This window comes from Mucilaginibacter sp. GW821-FHT07H05 (genome assembly GCF_059418485.1).
This window is the reverse complement of the sequence record NZ_JBWKPY010000008.1, coordinates 331,865-351,809: the sequence shown is the minus strand read 5'-3', so window position 1 is coordinate 351,809 and position 19,945 is coordinate 331,865. Positions and strand designations below refer to the sequence as shown.

Sequence of the window (19,945 nt, the reverse complement as noted above, 5' to 3'; positions counted from 1 at the left end):
TTAATTATTACCAGCCTGGATTTTGTGTCATTGATTTGTTTACGCTTATTTCTGTAGATGGAATAGGCAACAAGAGAAATTTGTCGGAAGACGATGCTGTTACATAACCTAACGACCATAATGCTTTATTAGCAGCTGTAGCATTGGACGCATTAATCTCTGTCACCATATCCAGCATAGTTTGCTTAAAAACTCCCCAACGAATCAAATCAGGTTTGCGCAATCCTTCGAAACAAAGTTCTCTCGCCCGTTCATCCATAATAGCCTTGCGAAATTGATCTTTTGATAATCCGCTTGCTAAATCGGCCACGGAGCTAGCGGTAATTATCGGCAAACCGTATGCTCTTCTCCGTACTTTATTGATGGCGTCATAAGCTGTGGTGGTGGGGCCGTTAACCTCATTTTCTGCTTCAGCTAACATCAGCAAGACATCGGAATAGCGAAGCACCGGGAAATTTTGCCCGGTGTAAAGCTTGATTTTTGGAGCTGGTTCGTAAAAACGTCTCCATTTTCCGCATGCGCGACCGATAATATTAGTGGCAGCGTATGGAGATCTTGTAAGTGTAGTTCCTGTAGTTACAAAGGTGAAGGGCGCTATTACCCAATCTCTGCGTTTATCGCTCGCAGCATAAGAATTGTAGAGTTTTATTGTTGAACGCACATTGGCAGAGGCATAGCCGGTATCTATATTCGTACAGGCAATTCCATTAATTGATCCAAGTTGGCCATATTCAGCATAAGCAGAATTACCACCGTTAGCATTGAAATCTATTTCCCACATGCATTCCTTGATGTTATAAATATCTTGTGCTTCGTTAATAAAAATCTGACTATAAGCCGAATTAGTCAAAGAAGCATTATAGGTAGTCAATAGATCATTTTCGCCATTGGCAACCACCTTTTTAGCCCAACTTAAAGCATCAGCATATTTAGAAACATCTTTAAGCGGATTGCCTGCCATATATAAACATACTCTGGCTAAGATCCCTTCAACAGCGGTCTTACTGATGTGGCTCGAACTACCCAAAGTTGTTATAGTGCTAACTTTCTGCTCTGCCGATTGCATATCAGTTAATATTTGCTGATATACTTCTTTGACAGAATTTCGCGGGATATTAACGCTATTGACGTTTTCTGTGGGCGTAAGTTTTAAAGGAACATCTCCGTAATTGCTTACAAGCAAGAAATGATAGTAAGCCCTGAGAAATAATGCCTCCCCTAAAATAACCTGGCGCTTGTCCTCACTAATCGTAGCCTGTCCAATATTAGCAATCAATAGATTCGATCGTTCAATTCCCACATAGCACTTCTGCCAAAGGCCCGTAATGAACTCGTTAGTATTATCAAATTGATAAAACATTGGCGCGGAGAACGCATTGGAGCTAAATGGATAAAAAGCTTCGTCGGTGCAAATTCCAAGTCGGAACCAGATTGCGCTTCCATAGATATAATTAACATCCCCCAAAGGGTCATAACATCCTGCGAGTGCCAGTTTTAAATCTGTTTCATTATTGTAATAATTAGCCGGCTGAACAAAGTCGGTCGGATTTTTATCTAAGAATTTCTTGCATGATGTAAGTGCTAGTAGCATTACCATCGTTGCCATAATTATTGGTTTCATATAATGTTTTTGTTTAAAAATTAACACTTGCTCCCAAAGTCAATGTTTTAGCACGCGGATAAGCAGAATAATCAACACCCGGGGTCAATACCGAATTGTAAATACTTACTTCCGGATCCATACCTGTATATTTCGTCCACGTCAATAAATTCTGTCCGGATAAGTAAAATCTTGCGCTTTTTATGTTTAATTTTTTCAGTAAGCTTGCTGGAAGTCGATATCCTAAAGACACTGTTTTTAATCTCAGATAAGAACCGTCTTCTATGACCCTGGAGTTGGCTCCGGTAGGAGTAGAAGGACCGAAGCCTCCAAATCCTGCCCGAAAGTTGGTTGAGCTGGCATTTGTGGGCGACCAACGATCTTCGTAACTGGCAAATTGATTTAAATTATTTTTATTAAACATATTCCCTTCAAAAATGAACCGATTTGCATTCATGATATCATTGCCGTACGACCATTGAAAGAAAAGATTTAAATCAAAGTTTTGATAAGTAAAATCATTGCTGAAACCACCGGTATGAATCGGAAGGCCGCGACCAATTACGGTGTAATCATTTGCGTCGATATTTAAATCGCTGTTAAGGTCCCGAAACTTAATATCACCGGGCTGAATTGCAGTTCGAAGGTTTCCGTTACCCGCAACATTGTCCTTTAAACGATAGGCACCGGTTGTCGTTTTGGTAAAATCTGAATATTGATAGACACCATCCCAAATGTAACCGTACATCATACCAAGACTGTTACCTACCTGTGCAACGTAGGATGGGATGTTGCGAAAGCCGGAATCAAAAGCCGTAAAAGATGTTAGGTAGGTCTGATTTTCGGTTAATGCAAGTAACTTATTAGCATTGAAGGAAATATTGAAGTCACTTTTCCATGTGAAAGATTTCGTTTTAACATTGATTGTGCTTACAGTGAGTTCTAAACCTTGATTTTGCACACTGCCAATGTTCCGATAAGCTTGGGAATATCCCAGTGACAAGGGCAAATTGGCCAGCAACAATAAGTTTGTTGTTTTTTTACGGTAGATATCTGCAGATAAGCTTATTCGATTTTTGAGAAAACCCACATCTAAACCAATATCGGTTTGAGCAGTTGTTTCCCATTTTAGGCCGTTGTTACCAAAGTTATTTACTATTGCACCTGATGAAGTTACATTATTAAATGTATATCCCTGTGGATTAGCCGCAACGCCGATGGAAGATAAGTACCCGAAATCTTCAACACGATTATTACCGGTAACGCCATAGCTAACCCGAAGTTTACCATCAGAAAATATATTCAGCTTATCAATAAAATTCTCTTCGGCAAATCGCCAGGCAAATGCGCCGGACGGGAAATACCCCCATCGGTTACCTGTTACGAATTTTGATGAGCCATCAGCCCGAAAACCCATCGTAAGGAAATATTTTGATTTAAAGTTGTATTCAGCTCGTGCCAGAAAAGAAGCCAGATTCCATGACGAAGTTGTAGAGTTGATTTTTTGCGGTGTACCCTCATCCAAACCGCTTATTCCCAAAGATGCGTTGGGTACTTGAGTTGCGCTTGCACCAAAAGAAGATGTGTGATTTCCAGATTCTGAAAAACCTCCTAACAAATTTAAAGTGTGATTATTACCAAAATGTTGAACGTAACTTAATGTATTCTCATTTATCCATGTACTCGTTTTAAGATTATTTACAGAGCCATTGACACCATTTGTTGCCCCAACTGCGGTTTTAGGGCTGCCATAAATGGTGAGGGTATCGTTAAATTGATTGATCTGGGTGATTCCGCTCGTGATACCACCGGTAACACGTAATTTAAGGTTAGGTAAAATGGAATATTCCGCATAAGCATTTACGATAGTGCTTGTATTATTATTCTGCCGTAACAAGTGCTGCTGGTTAATAACCGGATTGATTCGATAATCTTGCGTGGGGTCAATTGCAGGATCAAATAACTGATCTTGTAGTTCTGGAGAACCGGAAGTGGTAAAATTTCGATATCCCCAAACGCTATATAAAGCGGCGGTTGTTGCATTGCCGGTGCTGCTCGAAGGAGATATTCCTGTCTGCTGCAGATAAGAATAATTAACGTTGATCCCTGTTCTTAGTTTAGCGCTTATATTTTGATCAAGCGCTATTCTGCCCTGGTATCGTTTATACCCTGAATTAATAATGACTCCGTCTTGGCTTATTAAATTGCCTGAAATATAGTATTTAGTTTTGTCGTCTCCACCACTGATAGATAAGGAAGAATTTGTAATAGGAGCTTTTTGGAACATTTGCGACTGCCAATCAACTTCAGGTACATTTCTATAGGAATCAAGCGTTTTTCCGCCAGTGAGATAAGTTGTTCGAGCAACGATAGAATCTCTTTCAAATTGGTATTTTACAAATTCATACGGGCTCATTAATTCCATCCGTTTGATGGTTTCTTGTAACCCGGTTGATGTGCTGACCGAAATGGACGGAGGGCCTTTCTTCCCCTTTTTAGTAGTGATCATGATGACACCGTTGGCTCCCCGTGCACCATAAATTGCCGTTGCCGAAGCATCTTTAAGCACCTCGATGGACTGAATATCCTGAGGGTTAATTGAATTGTTATTCGCGTCTTCAAGCGGAAATCCGTCTACTACGTATAACGGAGCGTTGCTTTGGGTAACCGAATTAGCTCCTCGGATAACAATGTTAATAGCTGAACCCGGTTGTCCATCTACGGAAGATACATTCACACCGGCAATACGCCCAGCCAAAGCCTCATCAAACGAGCGAACCGGAGCTTTCTGCATATCCTCGATCGGTGCCTTTGATACCGATCCTGTCAGATCCCTTTTTGTTGTTGAGCCATAACCGATCACGACAACCTCATTTAGTTGAGATTGCTGAGGTTTCATTACGATATTGTAAGTACTTTTGGTATCAACAGTTTGACGAAAACTTTGATAACCCGTTGACGTAAAAATCAATACGGTTCCCGGCACAACGCTTAATGAAAATTTACCATCGTTATCAGTAATTGTTACGGTTTTTTTGCCTTCATACTCGGCAGTTACCGTTACTCCGGGTAAAGTAATGTTAGTAGTATCTTTAACAGTGCCGCTGATCTTATTTTGCGAAAACGCAATAATAGGCGACAATAGCAAGATTAAAAAGCCATAAAAGGTTGCGCGCTTATGGAGTGGCAATAAACTTCGTGACGAAGCGGCTTTGTAAAGTCTTCTCATATAAAATCAAGAAATGTTTATAATTGGTTTATTTATTTCATATTCTAAGCAAGGCATTGCCTCACACCAAGCGGCGCATCTTGCTCAAGGATGTTATTGTCATTTATTCAGTGACAATGTCTTTTTATGGCCCATGCAAAAATTCTGTTCTCATATTATAATTGGGTGTAACGTTTTGAATTGGTCTATTTTGGGTTGGTTAGATTGTTAAAGCAAGTTGGCAATGGCTTTTGCCTCTTTTGCTTGAGTGCTTCTAACAAATTCCATTGCTTTTTTTACCTTGTCACGCGCAGTATCCGGGTGCTGATGAATATCTATCATAGCCGTTACCATACGAGACGAATCATCCTTATCAATGTCGAAAAGCCATTCGCGTAATCCAATGTCACGGAACATCCATCCTTTATTTCCGAAGTTAAAAGGACAGAGGTGAAGAATAGGAACCCCTACGGTCAATGCCATAATCAAAGAGTGAGGTTCAATACCGATGACAAGTGCTGCTCTTTTATAGACGGAGAGCGCCTCATCTGCATTCCAAAAGGTCGTGCGATGGATCAGGTAAGGTTTTACATCATTAGGCTGTTGATCGTATACTAACTCTTTTACCGCCTTGATTTCCTTATCCACCTCTGGGGCAAGCAAAACCTTTTTCTTCGTCTGGCGCACCCAAGTAGTCACAAGGGCGTTAACTTTCTGATAACGATTTTTATCAAGTTCTATCTGTTCCGGGGTCGCTTTAGCAGGACTTTGCACATCATTAGTTGCTGCGGTTGCCTCCAATTTAGGTGTGTAGCTGCGGATGACCAAAGCCATAAAACTTCCGTCAGCCAAATTTTCAGACGATAAGTAGTTCATAGCTCTTTTTTCATCGAAAACATCTATTCCAAAACATCCGTCCGGGCCAAATTCCATAATAGGAGCCTTGATATCATGCTGTTTAAGATAGGCCAGGGAAACACTGTCCCTGCAATAAATAAAGGCCGCCTTGTCTAATACAGGTTTGAATACAAAATGTGAAGGTGGAGCGAATTTATCAAATGACTGCCCATATAAGCCGTACGGCTTATTAAAAGACTGGCACGCATTGAGGCAGGATAATACTCCTTTCACAACACCATTCCAGTCGTAGTTGAAGAGTCCGAAATTAAAATGCATACCTGAATTGTAAATAAAGAAATCTGTGTCCCGGATCGCATCTACAATTACCGGATCGCCGAGACTATCATCTTTTCCGCCCGAAAGTGAGCCACGGATGATGGTAAGTTTTGGGAACCGGCGAAGCAACATCTGCTCGATTTCATTATTAACATTAACTGCCCAAAGTGTGACCTGGGCATTTGGGATAAATTGTTCCAGCACATGCAATGTCCCGGGCGTATGGCCTATGTCACCGATATTTGACGTTTGCCAACCTGACCTTAATAGAATGTTTTTTCCTTTTAACTTCGCAGGTATATTATTTTGTGGCGTCTCTGTCAAAATGGTCTCAGCCATTCCGTTCACTGGTAACAACATGCTTCCAGCAATCAGTTTCCCTGTATTTTCTAAAAACTTTCTTCGTTTGTATATCATGAATCAATTCTCTTATAATTTATTGACAATTAACGTGTTAAAGATACCATTGGGAATATCGATGTAACGCCTCTAAAAAATAGTAATCTGCATAAGTAAGCGGCACATCTACTTCACTTTTCAACGGTAGCGCCCCTACGCTGTGTTTTAGAATAAAACCACCATTTGTACCAGATTCAGCCATGTAGTCTTTGGATGATAAACGATTTAAGATCGTTTCTGCGACAGTTAAATATTGCTTTCTTTCCGGGCCATCCGTATATTGTCCTAATTCAAGTAGAGCTGAAGCTATTACAGCAGCAGCTGATGCGTCACGATTAGTATTAGGTATTCCTGGCGCTTTAAAATCCCAGTAAGGTATTTTGTCATCAGGCAAAGTTGGATTAGATAAGATGTAATGCGCAACATGTCTCGCAAAATTCAGATAGGTTGTATCTTTCTTGTATCTGTACATCATGGTAAAGCCATACAAGCCCCATGCCTGACCCCGCGCCCAAGAAGATGAATCAGATGCACCCTGCGCGGTGACCTTTTTTATAATCTTTCCTGTGTTTGGATCATAATCTACCACATGAAAGGAACTATAATCGGAACGAAAATGGTTTCTTAAAGTAGCATTGGCATGATTAACAGCAATCTGCCTGAATTTTTCATTACCCGTATTTTGAGAAACCCAATTAAGGAGTTCGAGATTCATCATATTGTCTATAATGACCGGGCATTTATATTTTGACGATGCATTCCATGATTGGATAATTCCGGCAGCGGGCCGATACCTGGTTTCCAACGATTGGGCTGCTGTAACAACAATGTCCTTATATTCTTTCTTACCGGTAATCCGGTAGGCATTACCAAAGCTGCAAAAGATCATGAAGCCGAGATCATGCTGCTCCGTGTAATATTTTTCTTTTTCTAAAATAGAAAGACGTTTATTTACTTCGTCCAATATCATCTTATCTCCGGTGGCCTCATATATATATAGTAGTGATCCTGGGTAAAATCCACTGCACCACCATTCCGTATTGCTAGTAATTAAAAGACCTTTATCATAACTGCGGGGCATCTCGTTTGCCGGTACCGTATTTATCAAAATTTTGTATTGTTCGGCAGCCAGTTTAAAATCGTCATATATTAGTTTTCGCATATTGTTACTCTTGTGTTGAGCACTTGAGCTTATAGAAATAATTAAACCGATAAGGAAAATTGAGCAGAAGGTATTTTTTATCATAATAGTTAACTGTGTTGATATAGTTTAATACAACTGTGGTTAATACATCTTGTATTGTTTAAGATGAATGTTAGTTAATAATTGGTTTGAATGGTAACTAAGACAAATGTATAGGGTCAAGGGTGGATTGAAGGGGCAAAAAATCGACTAAATAGGGCACTTTTTTAAAATGATGGCTATAGAGTAGCTTTATACGATTAGCTTTGTAATATATAACCTGAATTCAGCTTCGAACCAAATAAAGCTGTAAATATTAATGACGATATGTTTAAACGAGTGAAACACTTGCAGCAATTGTGCTTTATGCTGGTTTTTTTATGGATCAAGGGTAACGCACAGGTTATAAATTTTACGCGGTTAACCGTGGAGAATGGACTCTCGCAAAATTCTGTACTTTCTATTACGCAAGATAAGAAGGGTTTTATGTGGTTTGGAACACGTTCAGGTTTAAATCGCTATGACGCTAAGAATGTTATTTCATTTGAAAGCAAGCCAGGTCAAAAAGACGGTTTAGCAGATAATTATATTCTTGCTTTGTCAGCAGACGTTAATGACAATCTTTGGGTAGGTACAAGGAATGGCTTATATCGATTTTTTCCTGGCCGAGACAAATTTGCAAGTGTTCGTTTCGTTGATACTATTTTAAATCACGTTAAAATGAGTATCAGTTGTCTTTACACTGATAAGCAAAAGCGAATATGGGTAGCCGCAAACGGGCGAATTTTTCAAATGTCGATTCGGGATCATATAGCCGTATTGAAAGAGGTAAAATTTAATTTGAAATGGGATTCGGGTACTATACATTGCATTTTCCAAGATTCTCGTGGACACTTCTGGATAGGAGGAAGTAACGGTCTCCTCAAGCTTGACGAAGAAGGAGCCGGCTTCCGAGCCAAACTCTTTCTCCAGAATCAAAGCAGTGACGGTCTTCCTGATAACGCGGTTTTTAGTATTGTCGAAGATAAGACGGGTTTGCTCTGGATTGGTACTTTAAATGCAGGTCTTGTTACCTATGATAACGTTAGCGAAAAATTTAAGAATAATTTTCATAAAACTGAGGAAGATAACTCGTTAGTTAACGACCATGTCCGTAAAATTTTATTGGATAATCATAACAGGCTATGGATCGGAACCCAGGAAGGTGTGTCCATTTTAGATAGCAGCAGGAAAGACTTTACCAATATCATCAATAATCCATTTGATGCATTTAGCCTAAGCCAGAATTCTATACATAGTCTTTATAAAGACAATCGTGGCTCAATTTGGATCGGTACATTTTTTGGAGGGGTCAACTCGTATTCCGATTATAATTCCAATTTTCAAACGTATTCAAATCATTCAACAACTGGTCGCCTCTCAAACAATATCATAAGCACGATTTGCGAAGATGAACATGGTAGACTTTGGATAGGAACAGAAGGAGGAGGATTGAATCTGCTGGATCGAAAATCCGGATCTGTCAAATACTTTCAAAACCACTCGGGGAACAAAAATAGCCTAAGCTCAAATCTTATTAAAACTATCTATAAAGATAAAGATGGACATCTATGGATTGGATCTCATGGCGGTGGAATCAATCTTATCACGAAAAAGGGAAGTAGTTATTCATTTACAAAATATCTTTACGACCAGGTAAATGGCGATTCTCCGGGTCTTGAAATCTCCTCTATTTTTGAGGACGATAATGGTATTCTTTGGATTGGGACTGAATTTAAAGGCCTGAAAGCTTTTAAAAGGGAAGGTTCAAAAATTTATCCTGATTTAAGTTATAATAGAATCGTTAATGAATTGAGTAGCGCATCAGTTACAGTATTTGCCGAATTTGATAATCGGAATTTGTGGGTTGGAACTTCCGAGGGGCTTAAAATAGTTAGTAAACATTCAGTAAGAAAGGTTTTGGCATGTGGCATAAACAGGATCAATTGTCTTTTGGAAGGACAACGACATACAATTTGGGTGGGTACAGATGGAGGTGGTTTGATGCAACTGGACAGCAGTGGTAAATTGCTTGCTGTATTTACACAAAATTCAGGATTGCCAGATAATAATGTTCTAGGTGCGTTAAAGGATTCCTATAGTAATCTATGGATTAGTACAGCATCTGGCGTAGCTAAATTTGATGTTGCTAAAAGACACTTTCTGCTGTATAACAAATACAATGGATTGCCGGGTAATAATTTTAACCAAAATGCCTTTTATAAGACTGCTTCAGGTGAAATGGTTTTCGGTGGTTATGACGGCATGGTCGTCTTTAATCCTGAAAGCATAAAAGAAAACACGATTGCAGCCCCATTCGAGATCACCAAATTTTCAGTAGACGGATATGGCGAATTAAAAAACACATTTGCTGGCAACAATAATAATGGCATTGATCTTAAGTATAATCAAAACGTATTTAAGATTGAATTTGCGTCACTCAATTTTATTCAACCGGGGAAAAATCAATTCGCTTACCGATTGGAAGGGTATGACAAAGCATGGGTAAATACCTCATCGCCATTAGCAAGCTACACAAATGTGCCACCCGGAGATTATCGCTTTTTAGCCAAAGGCAGTAATAACGATGGGCTGTGGGGTAATCCCACCGTGCTTCTAATTCATATTAAACCACCATTTTGGAAGACCTGGTACGCTTACACATTGTATGCGGTAATATTTTTAATCATTACCTTCATCATAACACGCTACTTCTTTCTTCAGGAGCTTCTAAAAAAAACAAATAAGTTTACTCAATTTAAACTCAACTTTTTCACGAATGTTTCTCACGAAATTCGCACGCACCTATCGCTAATTTTGGCTCCGGTAGAGAAGCTTATGCAAGCATCAGATGGTAATGGCGCTGAGAAGCGTCAATTACTAACAATAAAGAACAATACTGAAGATCTTTTGAAACTTGTTAATGAATTGATGGATTTTCGCAAGGCCGAAACCGGACATTTACCATTGCAAATATCAAAGAATGAGTTAAAATCCTTTATGAACCATATTTGTGATTCGTTTGCGGAAGTCGCAAATACAAAACAGATCGTTTTCGAAAAAAAGTACAATGCCACGCCATTATACGTATGGTTTGACACCACTCAAATAGGAAAGGTTATCTATAATCTTTTGTCGAATGCATTAAAATTCACTCCCGAGAAAGGCCGTGTCTGCCTGGATATTACAGTAATCGACGGAGGTATCTCAATAAAAATAAGTAACAGCGGCAAAGGTATTGCGAAAGAAAATCTCGATAAAATATTTGATAACTATTTCCAGCAGGAAGATACCGGACAACAGAACACAGGTTACGGAATTGGTCTTGCCTTATCTAAGGCGATTGTGGACTTGCATCGCGGGTACATCACGGCAAGCTGTTCTCCTTTTGAAACCGCCCCGGTTTACAATACTACTTTTGAAGTTGTACTTCGCTCAGGGACGGGGCATTTTACTGAGGATCAACTTGTCAATTATACAACTGAATATAATTCGACAATAATAAATCCTTCTGTTGAACTAATTGAATTTCCAGCAGTAAATATAGAAAACGGGACAGAATACCCCGGCACTGTTCTGCTTGTAGAAGATAATGATGACATAAGAGGCTTTATAAAAGATGCCTTGCAAAGTAACTATACTATTTTAGAGAGCCGGAATGGATTACAAGGATGGGAACAGGCAATAGAACACATACCTGATATTATCATCAGCGATGTTATGATGGCAGAAATGGACGGATTTACGTTATGTTCAAAAATAAAGAGCGATATCAGGACAAGCCATATTCCAGTCATCCTACTTACGGCGAAAAATTCGGAGGATAGCCAAGCGAGCGGACTGCAAACGGGCGCCGATGTTTACTTAACTAAACCATTCAGTTTAAAGTTACTTACACTTCAAGTGCGAAATCTTTTAATCACGAGGCAACGTGTACGCACGAATATATCGGAACTATTGAAAGGGACTTTTTTAATCCCCTCTATTGATGCCATCTCTATTTTGCCGGCAACCCGAGATGAAAAAGGTGTGCATGGGTTACATCCGATGGATCAAACCTTTCTAGATAATCTTATTAAGATTTCCGAAAACAATCTGGATAATTCAAATTTCGGAGTTATGATGTTATCCAAAGAAGTTGGTATGAGCCAGCCAGTACTGTTTAAAAAGATAAAAGCCATAACGGGTTTAAGTGCTAATGACTTCGTCAAATCTCTCCGCATAAAGAAAGCATGTTCACTCTTAGAGGAAAAGCGTTATACCATTTATGAGATAGCATACATGGTTGGCTATGAAAACAGTAAATATTTTAGTCGGGAATTCAAAAAACAAACTGGAAAAACACCCTCAGCATATTTAGAAAATAAATCTTTATAATTGAGAAGCTTTAAATTTTTCAAGAGCTCAGGTACAACGTTTCGACAACTTCAAAGGACACCTATTATAGAAAACGCCGGCATCATTTATCTTTTGCGAAAAAAAATTAATATATTCGTTTTAAAACTGTTGGCATGAATAGCTTAAAAAAGGCAAGCGACGAAGATCTGCTCCCGCTTTTGCGGGAGGGGGATAACGCTGCCTTTAAGGAGGTTTACGAACGGTACCACAGTAGGCTTTATGGGTTCCTGTATAAATTCCTGAAATCGCCGGAGCAACTTTAAAATATAGTGTTGCGCGTTTAAATCGTTATTTGGTTCATACCAAAGAACAATTAATTTGTCCATTGATATGAACTAATATTTGACCAACTTAAACTGTATCAGCACATTGTGTCAGCAACCTGTTTTTTGTTAAGTAGAGTTAGTAATCATTAAGATTTATTGCCCAAAGGTTATTTTGATAGATCTCCAAGGATTTTTTTATTAACGCATCGGCTTTAGCTTCGTTGTGTAACCCTTTATTTCCTAATGCTTGCAAATAATAGGCCTGAGAGGTAGATACCTTGTTTGAAACCCGCTCGCCTACACCAATACCCGCTGTTGCCGTACCCTTATTTTCGATTGCTTTTCCTTCTTCGATGAGTTGGTTAAAAAGTTCTCTAGCCTTTTCCTGATTTCCAAGCTTATTATAAGATTTCCCTTGAAAATAAATTAAATCAGGCCATTTAGCGGTGTTCTTTGCAGCTACACTTTTTTGGTGGCACTCCTTCGCGTTCTTACTATCCTTTAAAGCATCATAAGCCTGTCCCATAAAATAATAAATCATTGCATTTCTATCATCATCCGATGGTTTTCCTACCTCTAAGTTTTCGGTGCTGCTTTCAGTTCTGAAATAGCAACTTCGGGCTGTCCAGCCTTTATCTTACTAACCGCTTTTAGCGTATGTTCATCAACATAATAGTAGTAAGTTTCACGGCCACCTTCCCAAGTTCTGAAGTGATGAGTTGCTAATAACTTAATTGCTCTATCAACTATCACTATTTATGAATTGTGAAATGCTTTGAAAATCATCAAAAATGTTTGACATTGAGATCATCCAGGAAGTGATGGAGCAGTTGCTAAGTGATCCGGGCTTATCGCATTTGGTGATTAAGAAGACTGCTTAAATAACTTTGCACTAGCGTATCTTCCTCGTATTTGTGACTCTGTAATCAGAAGTTTTATCCCACTCGTTTCGTAAATAAAAAAACTCACCGCTGATTATTAATACTTTATTGCTTTTATATTTTATATTTTATTTACATAAAATTTTAGTAATACCTTTAAACATGGATTTGGTCAATAAACTTTGGAATTTTTGCCATACTTTAAGACATGAAGGAGTAGACTATAGCGACTACATCGAGGAACTTACGTATCTATTGTTTTTGAAAATCGCAAAGGAAAGGGATGTAAAAATTCCGGCCGGCTGCAGTTGGCAAGATTTAAAAGAAAGTCAGGAAGACGATCTCTTAAGGCAAAAATACCTAATTAATCGCAATTCGTGTTATGGCCAATGCGCAGGATATGGCCGTCCGGGTCTTTGACCTCAGGACTTATTGATCTATACTGCTGAGCTGCGGCGCTTTTACTTCTTTTTTACCGAATTTGCAGATAAAGGTGAGGCGGATACTTTGGTTTTGGTAACGATTGGTTTGAAGCTGCATCTGGCCGCTGGTGGTAACGACTTCTTCAAGATAAGTATACCGCGTAAACGGCATTTCGGTGCGCAGGCTCAAGGTCAAACGGTCGCCTTTGAACTTTTTATTGAGCGTCATATTATAAAACTTCCAGCCTTGAGTGTAGCCCTGGAAACTGAGGTTATCGCCGGCAAAAAAACCGTAGCTATCCAAACTATACCCGGCGGGCAATTGATAACTGACATTGACGGTCAATTGCCGGAGAAAACCCTGGTTTTGCAGGCCGCCACCCGAGAGGCGCACATATTGCCCCGTCAGCGTACCGCCCAGCTGCAGAGGGGCCAGCGGTTTCCAGTTGGCCGTGACCGACAGGCCCAGACGGCGGTTTTGCCCGATATTTGCCCAGGTACTTTCCAGGCGGCCATTGGGTAAGGGTGTCCGGATATTTTCAATCGAGTTGTGGTTATCGTTATAAAAAAAGGTGACATCCTTATATAATTTGGCGCCACTGATCGCATAGCTCAACTGGTAGCGCCGGGTGAGTTCTGGTAATAAATCCGGGTTGCCATGTTGAACCGTCAGCGAGTCACTGGTGACTGGTGTCGGATCCAGATAAGCAACGGAGGGCCGTACCAATTTTTGCGCGTAACTGAACTTCAGGCTGGCTTCGGAGTTTAAAGTCCGCTGTAACAAAAACTGTGGTACCCAATTGCCAAAAGATTGCTGAACATTGATTGCCTCTACCTGAGTTTGTTCATAACGCAGCCCGGCACTCCAACCCCAATTACCCCGATGCCCGCTGAGATTGGTATAGGCCGCATAAATGTGCTGTTGGTAATGAAATACCGCGGAGCGTCCCCCATCCGGGTCATACCGGCTGTTATTGTTCACCTGTCTGCCGGTCAGTTTAACCCCGCTTTCCCATTTCCAGTTGGTAAAGCTATGCGCGTAATCACCCTGCAAGGTAAAATCTCTGTTTTGCACTGTGCCTTTAAAAGCTTCGCGGTAACCATTATCCTGTGCCAATAGGTAATCCGTATGGGTTTCTTGCGGGACATACAAGCCCAATAACGCATATTCGGACTTTTTATCAAGGGACTGCCCGTTAAACCCCGCATTATAAGTATGGCCGTCAGCGCTGACCCGCGTGTCGATATCCCGCTGAAAGGAGAACGCTGCCATCGTGCTATTACTGTGGCTGTGCTGCGGCCTTAAACGGTAACCCGCGAAAAAAGTATTCAGGGAATCCAGGCGGTAGATCAGGCTTAATCCACCCGCGAAATAGTCGCCCTGCTGCCGGGTTTCGTTGGACTGCCGCAGCGTTTGATTACCCGCATCACGCAACAAAACCGACCCGTTCCGGTTCCGGTAAACCTGCTCAAAAACATCCGCATGAACCTGCCAGGCGCCCTGCTGGTGGTGCAGGTCGCCCAACACATTTTCCGCCCGGTTACCCAGCAGCCCGCCGAGATCGCCGCTCGTTCTGTTCTGCCGCAGCTTCTTGGTGATGATATTGATCACTGCTTCTGTACCCTCGGCATCATACTTCGCCGAGGGGTCGGTGATCACTTCTACCTTTGCGATCTGCGTCCCGCGAATAGCACGCAAGGCATCCGCCACTGAGGCCGCATAGATCTCCGACGGTTTGCCATCGATCAGTACTTTCACGTTGCCGTTGCCGCGCACCTGCAAATTACCATTGCCATCCACGCTGACCATCGGTACTTGCCGCAAAACATCCGCTGCATCGGCGCCTGCCGGCTGGCTGCCCACGGTAAAGACAATACCATCCACCCGCCGCTCAATGACCGGTCGCTGCCCGCGGATGGTCACGGTCTTTAGCATGACCGAATCTTTTTTTACGCTATCCCGCTTTTGTGCCTGCGCGGCAAACGCCGCCAGGCACAGCAAGATGAAAAAAGCCTGTTTCATTTAAACCGGATCATCGCCAATAGTTCGCCTTTATCCAGTTCATGAGCGGTGTAGTACAGGCTCAATTGATGGCCTTTTGGCTGCAACAAATCTTTGACGGGGATATTCATCGTTTGGTTATCCGCGAAATCCCATTTGCGTAACAAACTACCCGTTTCGTCCTTTAAGGTAATGTTCCGCCCGCTGCCCGGCCCGTTATTCAGCCGGCAATGACGGTAAACAACCCCAAGCTGTCCTGTAGTTGTAGCCTTGTCCAGAAACAAGACCCGGGCATCCAGCGGCTGGTTTACATAGCCTTTCATCACCATTTTGCTGTTCAGGTAAATGTCATAGGCATCCAGTCCAAACCGGGTAACGAAACTGCTCATGATTAAGGTGAGGAGCGCACCTGCAATTAACTTTTTCATATCTTTTTTTTGATGAAGGTAGCCAGGTCGCTCCGCATGTTAAAAATTAGTAGACGAGCGGCGCATTTAATCGACATCCGTTTTTTATGCGTATCTTCCTCTATTATTCCGGTCGTTCGTCGACGTTTTTTGGCGGCCCCTTTATTTTTGATTTGCTTTACGGCATGAAGTTGAAAACATGGATCTATAGCGCCTATTGGGTTTTGGTGACCGGCTTTTTTCTGTACGAGAAAAAATATCTGCTCTACAAAGCCAATATGCCTTATTTTTTGGCTTGCGTTGGGGTAAGGGTCATTTTATTGATCGCTATCGCCTACCTGAATTTGCACGTCTTCCTGCCCAGATACCTGAGCAAAAAACGCTATGGCGTTTATACCACCGTTGTTTTACTGTCCGTGCTCGTTTATTTGGTCATCCAAAGTTTATATGACTATTATTTGTATGGTTACATTGTCGGTCCGCGCTTTAACAGCAATATATGGGAATCAGTGTCCTATAATTTCGTCAGCACCCTTTGGTACCTGGCCCTGATGCTCTCGCTTAAACTCAGCCTGGATTGGTACGGCCAGCAATTGTTCATCCAGCGCTTGCAGGTCGAAAAACTGAACGCTGAAGTCGATTTTCTGCGCGCCCAGATCAACCCGCATTTCCTGTTTAATATCCTGAATAACCTTTATGCACTGACCCTCAAGAAATCACAGCAAGCGCCGGACGTGGTACTTAAACTATCCGCGATGATGGAATATATGCTCTATGACAGCAATGATGAAAAGGTATCTTTAGATAAAGAACTGGCCTACCTGCGCAGCTACGTGGAACTGGAGCGGCTGCGCTTTAACGGCAACGCGGTCATCACTTTCAGCGCCGGGCCGGAAAACACCGGGCAGATGATCGCCCCATTGCTCTTGTTACCGCTGGTAGAAAATGCCTTTAAACATGGACTTAGCCGGCAAACCGAGGATAGCGCATTACATATCGCTATTGCCCTACATGGTACTACTTTAACCGTACAGGTAGAAAACACCAAACCTGCTGCATCTGCCTTGCTATCCAAAGGCGGTATCGGGCTGGGCAATTTGCGCAAGCGGCTGGAACTATTGTACCCGGGCAGGCATGAACTGCGGCTGGAAGACCATGAACTAACTTATCAGGCGATCTTAAAGATAGAGTTGTGATGGACGCTTTATTAAACATTATCGTGGTAGATGATGAACCTTTGGCACGTGAGGTGCTGGAAGGCTACTTAAAAAAAATACCTGGGATTGGACCGGTGCAGCTTTTCCCCAACGCAATGAAAGCTTTGAACGGTTTAAAAACAACAAAGCCCGACCTGTTGCTGCTGGATATTGAAATGCCGGAAATGAGCGGTATTGAATTTCTTAAACGCTTACCCGACCCGCCGCTGACGATTTTCACCACGGCCTACCGTAATTATGCCTTTGACGGATACGAACTGGGAGTGATCGATTTTCTATTAAAACCTATCGCTTTTGACCGCTTTGTACAGGCCATTGGCAAGGCCAGGGAACTTTTGGCGCTGAAAGAACAAGCGGTCGAAAGCGGCGACAGTGATTTTATTTTTGTCAGAAGCGGTGTCCAGCGGCTCAAACTACAGTTCAGTGAGGTCACGCATATCCAGGGCTTGAAAGACTACGCCGTTATTTATACACCAGCCAAAAAGATATTGCTCAAGGGCTCAGTTAAAGCGATGCTGGATATTTTCCCGCCGGACCGCTTTGTCCGGGTACACAAATCATTTATAGTTAACCTGCAAAAAGTCACCCAATTGGAGCGGAACTGCATCTTGCTCGACGGGTACCAGGTCCCTATCGGGCGGAATTTTAAGGATGACCTCGATAAGGTCCTGCTTTCCCGCTAATCACAATTCGTGTTATGGCCGATACGCAGGATATGGCCGTCAGGATCTTTAACCAGCATCTCGCGCATAAACCAGGGTTTGGTATCGGGGGGACTGAGAATGTCTGCCCTTTTGGCTTTGATGGCTTCGTAATATTCATCGACATTATCAACGTTGAGTGCCAGCCAGGTGCCTTTATGCCCCTGGTCGCCCCGGCAAAAGAAGATGGTGGTGTCGCCATCGACCACGCCGCCAAAGGTCTGCGCTTCGTCCCAGCTCCAGCTTTCTTTAAAGCCGAGGACCTCAGTATAATATCGGATGCTCCGGGCGACATCGTCCGAATACAAAATAGGGATCACGGATTCAATTTTCATCGTATACTCTTTTTGGGTGGAGTTCAATATCGGCGACCAACATTCCGGTTTCCAGCAGCGGTAATTGTGCTTTTACGCAGCCGGAGGGATCGATCAAAGCGGTAGGGCCGTAAGACAGGCGGCCGGGCTGTTCACTGGCCACATCGGCTGAAAGGAGCCACAGGCCCGTTTCCCGGCAGCGCTCCGCACGGACGGCGTTATGGATATGCTTATAATGTTCGGACTTTTGGCGGCCCATCATATTGTTGGCGGGGCAAACGATCAGCTGTGCGCCCTGGTCAGCCAGCGTGCGGGCGGCCAGCGGGAAACTGGTATCGTAACAAATATTAATGCCGAAGGTCAACTCACCGGCTTTGAACACAGGATAAGCGGTACCTGTGTTAAAAATGCGCTCACCGCCGAGCAAATGGGTCTTGCGGTAAACGCCGAGCAGCTGCCGGTCTTTGACGACAACTGCGGAATTATAGAGGCGGCCATTTTCAGTTTCGATCAAGCCAATTACCAATACGGGGCTGTGTGCCGGTAAAGTTCTCAGCATATTTTTAAATTGATTCGCGGCCAGGTCAAGCGCGTTTTTCCAGGCCATACTTTCTTCCAGTAAATAGCCTTGCAGGAAACATTCGGGAAAGCAAAGCAGCTGTACGCCCTTGTCCACGGCCTGCGTGGCATAGGCATTGATCAAAGATAAGGTTGCATCCCTGTCTTCTCTGATCTCGGGTAACTGGCAGGCTGCTATTTTAACCATTGTGTTAAGGTATGAATGATCTCCCGGTGCCCTTTCTTTTCCGCCCAGGCCAATGGCGTGGACCAGTCCGCCCCGGCATGTTGAGGATTGGCGCCCTGCTCCAATAAATAATTGACCATTTCCAAATGCCCCCAACGGGCTGCCATGCCGAGCGGGGTGCTTTGGTATTCTTCGTCTATGGCATCAATCTCCGCGCCATACTTTAATAATAATTCAGCTTTGGCCAGGTCGCCTTTTTGCGCCATATCATGGAGGATCGTCACGTGGTGCCAGCTCATGGTATTGGGGTTCATGCCTTTCTCCAGCATATAAGTCGCGCCGTCCAGCCGCTCGAAATAATAAGCCGGTATCCATTTCAGGAGGTCCGGTACTTTCGCGCCGTAAGACAGGAGCAGGTCGGCCATTGGCCGGTTATTGAATTTGGCGGCAAAGGTCAGGATACCCTCGCCCCAAAAATAAGTTTCGTCCAAAGCGAATTCCGGATGGTCTATCAGGATTCGCCCGGTCTGTTTCAGGTCCTCCCGGTCGACGGCTTTTTCGAACGCGATTTGCAGCGGCGTCCGCTTGAAAAATATCCTGCCGTTATCGCCAAAATATTGCTGGCGTTCTGGATGCGCGGCGTAATCTTTTAATAATCCGACAATTTCCGTATAGCCCCGATCATCAGCCAGCACCTCCAGCTTATCCAAAAATGGGTAGATCTTATAATCAGGGTCATGGGCGCCATTATTCAATAAATACTTGACGAGTTCGGTGTGCCCTTCTCTTACGGCAAAGTGAATCGGCGGCGTATAATTATATTGCCCGTAGATCAGTTCCGGGCATTCGCCGGTGAGTTGTTTTACTTTTTCGAGGTCGCCGTCCCGGCTGGCCATCAATATTTCCCAGACCTTGTCCGTGGTCGATATGACTTTATTAGCTACTTCCATCGGCAGCCCGAGGTTCATTTCCAATGGCCTGATCATC

Annotated in this window: 16 protein-coding genes; 5 read left to right on the top strand and 11 right to left on the bottom strand. The window is 42.6% G+C overall.

Features of this window, described 5'->3' with window-relative positions; genetic code table 11:
• Positions 1-7 precede the first annotated feature (7 nt).
• From AC07M6_RS21770 to AC07M6_RS21755, 4 genes are all read right to left on the bottom strand, one after another.
• Positions 8-1,621: a RagB/SusD family nutrient uptake outer membrane protein gene (locus tag AC07M6_RS21770; RefSeq protein ID WP_494893125.1), complete on the bottom strand. Its 1,614-nt coding sequence runs from the start codon at positions 1,619-1,621 to the stop codon at positions 8-10.
• Positions 1,622-1,634: 13 nt separating this feature from the next.
• Complete coding sequence (locus tag AC07M6_RS21765; protein ID WP_494893123.1) at positions 1,635-4,829, bottom strand: SusC/RagA family TonB-linked outer membrane protein; 3,195 nt, start codon at positions 4,827-4,829, stop codon at positions 1,635-1,637.
• Positions 4,830-5,036: 207 nt separating this feature from the next.
• On the bottom strand, positions 5,037-6,401 hold the full coding sequence (locus AC07M6_RS21760) for a polysaccharide pyruvyl transferase family protein (protein ID WP_494893121.1): 1,365 nt from the start codon (positions 6,399-6,401) through the stop codon (positions 5,037-5,039).
• Between the two features lie 37 nt (positions 6,402-6,438).
• Positions 6,439-7,629 (bottom strand): glycoside hydrolase family 88 protein, encoded by a 1,191-nt coding sequence (locus AC07M6_RS21755; protein WP_494893119.1) that lies wholly within the window; start codon positions 7,627-7,629, stop codon positions 6,439-6,441.
• 264 nt (positions 7,630-7,893) lie between these two features.
• Between AC07M6_RS21755 and AC07M6_RS21750 the strand changes: the two genes are divergently transcribed.
• Positions 7,894-11,982, top strand: coding sequence for a hybrid sensor histidine kinase/response regulator transcription factor (locus tag AC07M6_RS21750; protein ID WP_494893117.1), 4,089 nt, complete (start codon positions 7,894-7,896; stop codon positions 11,980-11,982).
• Positions 11,983-12,116: 134 nt separating this feature from the next.
• A complete protein-coding gene (locus AC07M6_RS21745) occupies positions 12,117-12,266 on the top strand; it encodes an RNA polymerase sigma factor (RefSeq protein WP_494893115.1) in 150 nt (49 codons plus the stop codon).
• 139 nt (positions 12,267-12,405) lie between these two features.
• On the opposite strand, the gene AC07M6_RS21740 is transcribed toward AC07M6_RS21745, so the two are convergent.
• Both AC07M6_RS21740 and AC07M6_RS21735 read right to left on the bottom strand, forming a co-directional pair.
• On the bottom strand, positions 12,406-12,810 hold the full coding sequence (locus AC07M6_RS21740) for a tetratricopeptide repeat protein (RefSeq protein WP_494893113.1): 405 nt from the start codon (positions 12,808-12,810) through the stop codon (positions 12,406-12,408).
• A 35-nt stretch (positions 12,811-12,845) separates the two neighbouring features.
• Positions 12,846-13,022: a hypothetical protein gene (locus AC07M6_RS21735; RefSeq protein ID WP_494893111.1), complete on the bottom strand. Its 177-nt coding sequence runs from the start codon at positions 13,020-13,022 to the stop codon at positions 12,846-12,848.
• 290 nt (positions 13,023-13,312) lie between these two features.
• On the opposite strand from AC07M6_RS21735, the gene AC07M6_RS21730 reads away from it, so the two are divergent.
• On the top strand, positions 13,313-13,570 hold the full coding sequence (locus tag AC07M6_RS21730) for a type I restriction-modification system subunit M N-terminal domain-containing protein (RefSeq protein ID WP_494893109.1): 258 nt from the start codon (positions 13,313-13,315) through the stop codon (positions 13,568-13,570).
• Between the two features lie 9 nt (positions 13,571-13,579).
• On the opposite strand, the gene AC07M6_RS21725 is transcribed toward AC07M6_RS21730, so the two are convergent.
• On the bottom strand, positions 13,580-15,595 hold the full coding sequence (locus AC07M6_RS21725) for a TonB-dependent receptor domain-containing protein (RefSeq protein ID WP_494893107.1): 2,016 nt from the start codon (positions 15,593-15,595) through the stop codon (positions 13,580-13,582).
• The gene (locus tag AC07M6_RS21720) at positions 15,592-16,002 is read right to left on the bottom strand and encodes a hypothetical protein (RefSeq protein ID WP_494893105.1); all 411 of its coding nucleotides are present in this window, start codon (positions 16,000-16,002) and stop codon (positions 15,592-15,594) included. The genes AC07M6_RS21725 and AC07M6_RS21720 overlap by 4 nt, the downstream gene beginning before the upstream one ends.
• An 86-nt stretch (positions 16,003-16,088) precedes the next feature.
• Between AC07M6_RS21720 and AC07M6_RS21715 the strand changes: the two genes are divergently transcribed.
• Both AC07M6_RS21715 and AC07M6_RS21710 read left to right on the top strand, forming a co-directional pair.
• Positions 16,089-17,177 (top strand): sensor histidine kinase, encoded by a 1,089-nt coding sequence (locus AC07M6_RS21715; protein WP_494893103.1) that lies wholly within the window; start codon positions 16,089-16,091, stop codon positions 17,175-17,177.
• A complete protein-coding gene (locus tag AC07M6_RS21710; RefSeq protein WP_494893101.1) occupies positions 17,177-17,881 on the top strand; it encodes a LytR/AlgR family response regulator transcription factor in 705 nt (234 codons plus the stop codon). Before AC07M6_RS21715 ends, AC07M6_RS21710 begins: the two co-directional genes overlap by 1 nt.
• Here the strand turns inward: AC07M6_RS21710 and AC07M6_RS21705 are convergent.
• Genes AC07M6_RS21705 through AC07M6_RS21695 form a run of 3 tightly spaced genes read right to left on the bottom strand, consistent with a single transcriptional unit; the run spans position 17,878 to position 19,944 of the window.
• On the bottom strand, positions 17,878-18,234 hold the full coding sequence (locus AC07M6_RS21705; protein ID WP_494893099.1) for a VOC family protein: 357 nt from the start codon (positions 18,232-18,234) through the stop codon (positions 17,878-17,880). The two genes, AC07M6_RS21710 and AC07M6_RS21705, sit on opposite strands and share 4 nt — an antisense overlap.
• A complete protein-coding gene (locus AC07M6_RS21700; RefSeq protein WP_494893097.1) occupies positions 18,224-18,979 on the bottom strand; it encodes a carbon-nitrogen hydrolase family protein in 756 nt (251 codons plus the stop codon). The genes AC07M6_RS21705 and AC07M6_RS21700 overlap by 11 nt, the downstream gene beginning before the upstream one ends.
• Positions 18,967-19,944 (bottom strand): ankyrin repeat domain-containing protein, encoded by a 978-nt coding sequence (locus AC07M6_RS21695; RefSeq protein WP_494893096.1) that lies wholly within the window; start codon positions 19,942-19,944, stop codon positions 18,967-18,969. The genes AC07M6_RS21700 and AC07M6_RS21695 overlap by 13 nt, the downstream gene beginning before the upstream one ends.
• Position 19,945 lies beyond the last annotated feature (1 nt).

Bases quoted from the DNA above. Each gene is read 5' to 3' on its own strand.
- AC07M6_RS21770 (WP_494893125.1), bottom strand. From the start codon at position 1,621: ATGAAACCAATAATTATGGCAACGATGGTAATGCTACTAGCACTTACA.
- AC07M6_RS21765 (WP_494893123.1), bottom strand. From the start codon at position 4,829: ATGAGAAGACTTTACAAAGCCGCTTCGTCACGAAGTTTATTGCCACTC.
- AC07M6_RS21760 (WP_494893121.1), bottom strand. From the start codon at position 6,401: ATGATATACAAACGAAGAAAGTTTTTAGAAAATACAGGGAAACTGATT.
- AC07M6_RS21755 (WP_494893119.1), bottom strand. From the start codon at position 7,629: ATGATAAAAAATACCTTCTGCTCAATTTTCCTTATCGGTTTAATTATT.
- AC07M6_RS21750 (WP_494893117.1), top strand. From the start codon at position 7,894: ATGTTTAAACGAGTGAAACACTTGCAGCAATTGTGCTTTATGCTGGTT.
- AC07M6_RS21745 (WP_494893115.1), top strand. From the start codon at position 12,117: ATGAATAGCTTAAAAAAGGCAAGCGACGAAGATCTGCTCCCGCTTTTG.
- AC07M6_RS21740 (WP_494893113.1), bottom strand. From the start codon at position 12,810: ATGATTTATTATTTTATGGGACAGGCTTATGATGCTTTAAAGGATAGT.
- AC07M6_RS21730 (WP_494893109.1), top strand. From the start codon at position 13,313: ATGGATTTGGTCAATAAACTTTGGAATTTTTGCCATACTTTAAGACAT.
- AC07M6_RS21725 (WP_494893107.1), bottom strand. From the start codon at position 15,595: ATGAAACAGGCTTTTTTCATCTTGCTGTGCCTGGCGGCGTTTGCCGCG.
- AC07M6_RS21720 (WP_494893105.1), bottom strand. From the start codon at position 16,002: ATGAAAAAGTTAATTGCAGGTGCGCTCCTCACCTTAATCATGAGCAGT.
- AC07M6_RS21715 (WP_494893103.1), top strand. From the start codon at position 16,089: ATGCGTATCTTCCTCTATTATTCCGGTCGTTCGTCGACGTTTTTTGGC.
- AC07M6_RS21710 (WP_494893101.1), top strand. From the start codon at position 17,177: ATGGACGCTTTATTAAACATTATCGTGGTAGATGATGAACCTTTGGCA.
- AC07M6_RS21705 (WP_494893099.1), bottom strand. From the start codon at position 18,234: ATGAAAATTGAATCCGTGATCCCTATTTTGTATTCGGACGATGTCGCC.
- AC07M6_RS21700 (WP_494893097.1), bottom strand. From the start codon at position 18,979: ATGGTTAAAATAGCAGCCTGCCAGTTACCCGAGATCAGAGAAGACAGG.
- AC07M6_RS21695 (WP_494893096.1), bottom strand. From the start codon at position 19,944: ATGATCAGGCCATTGGAAATGAACCTCGGGCTGCCGATGGAAGTAGCT.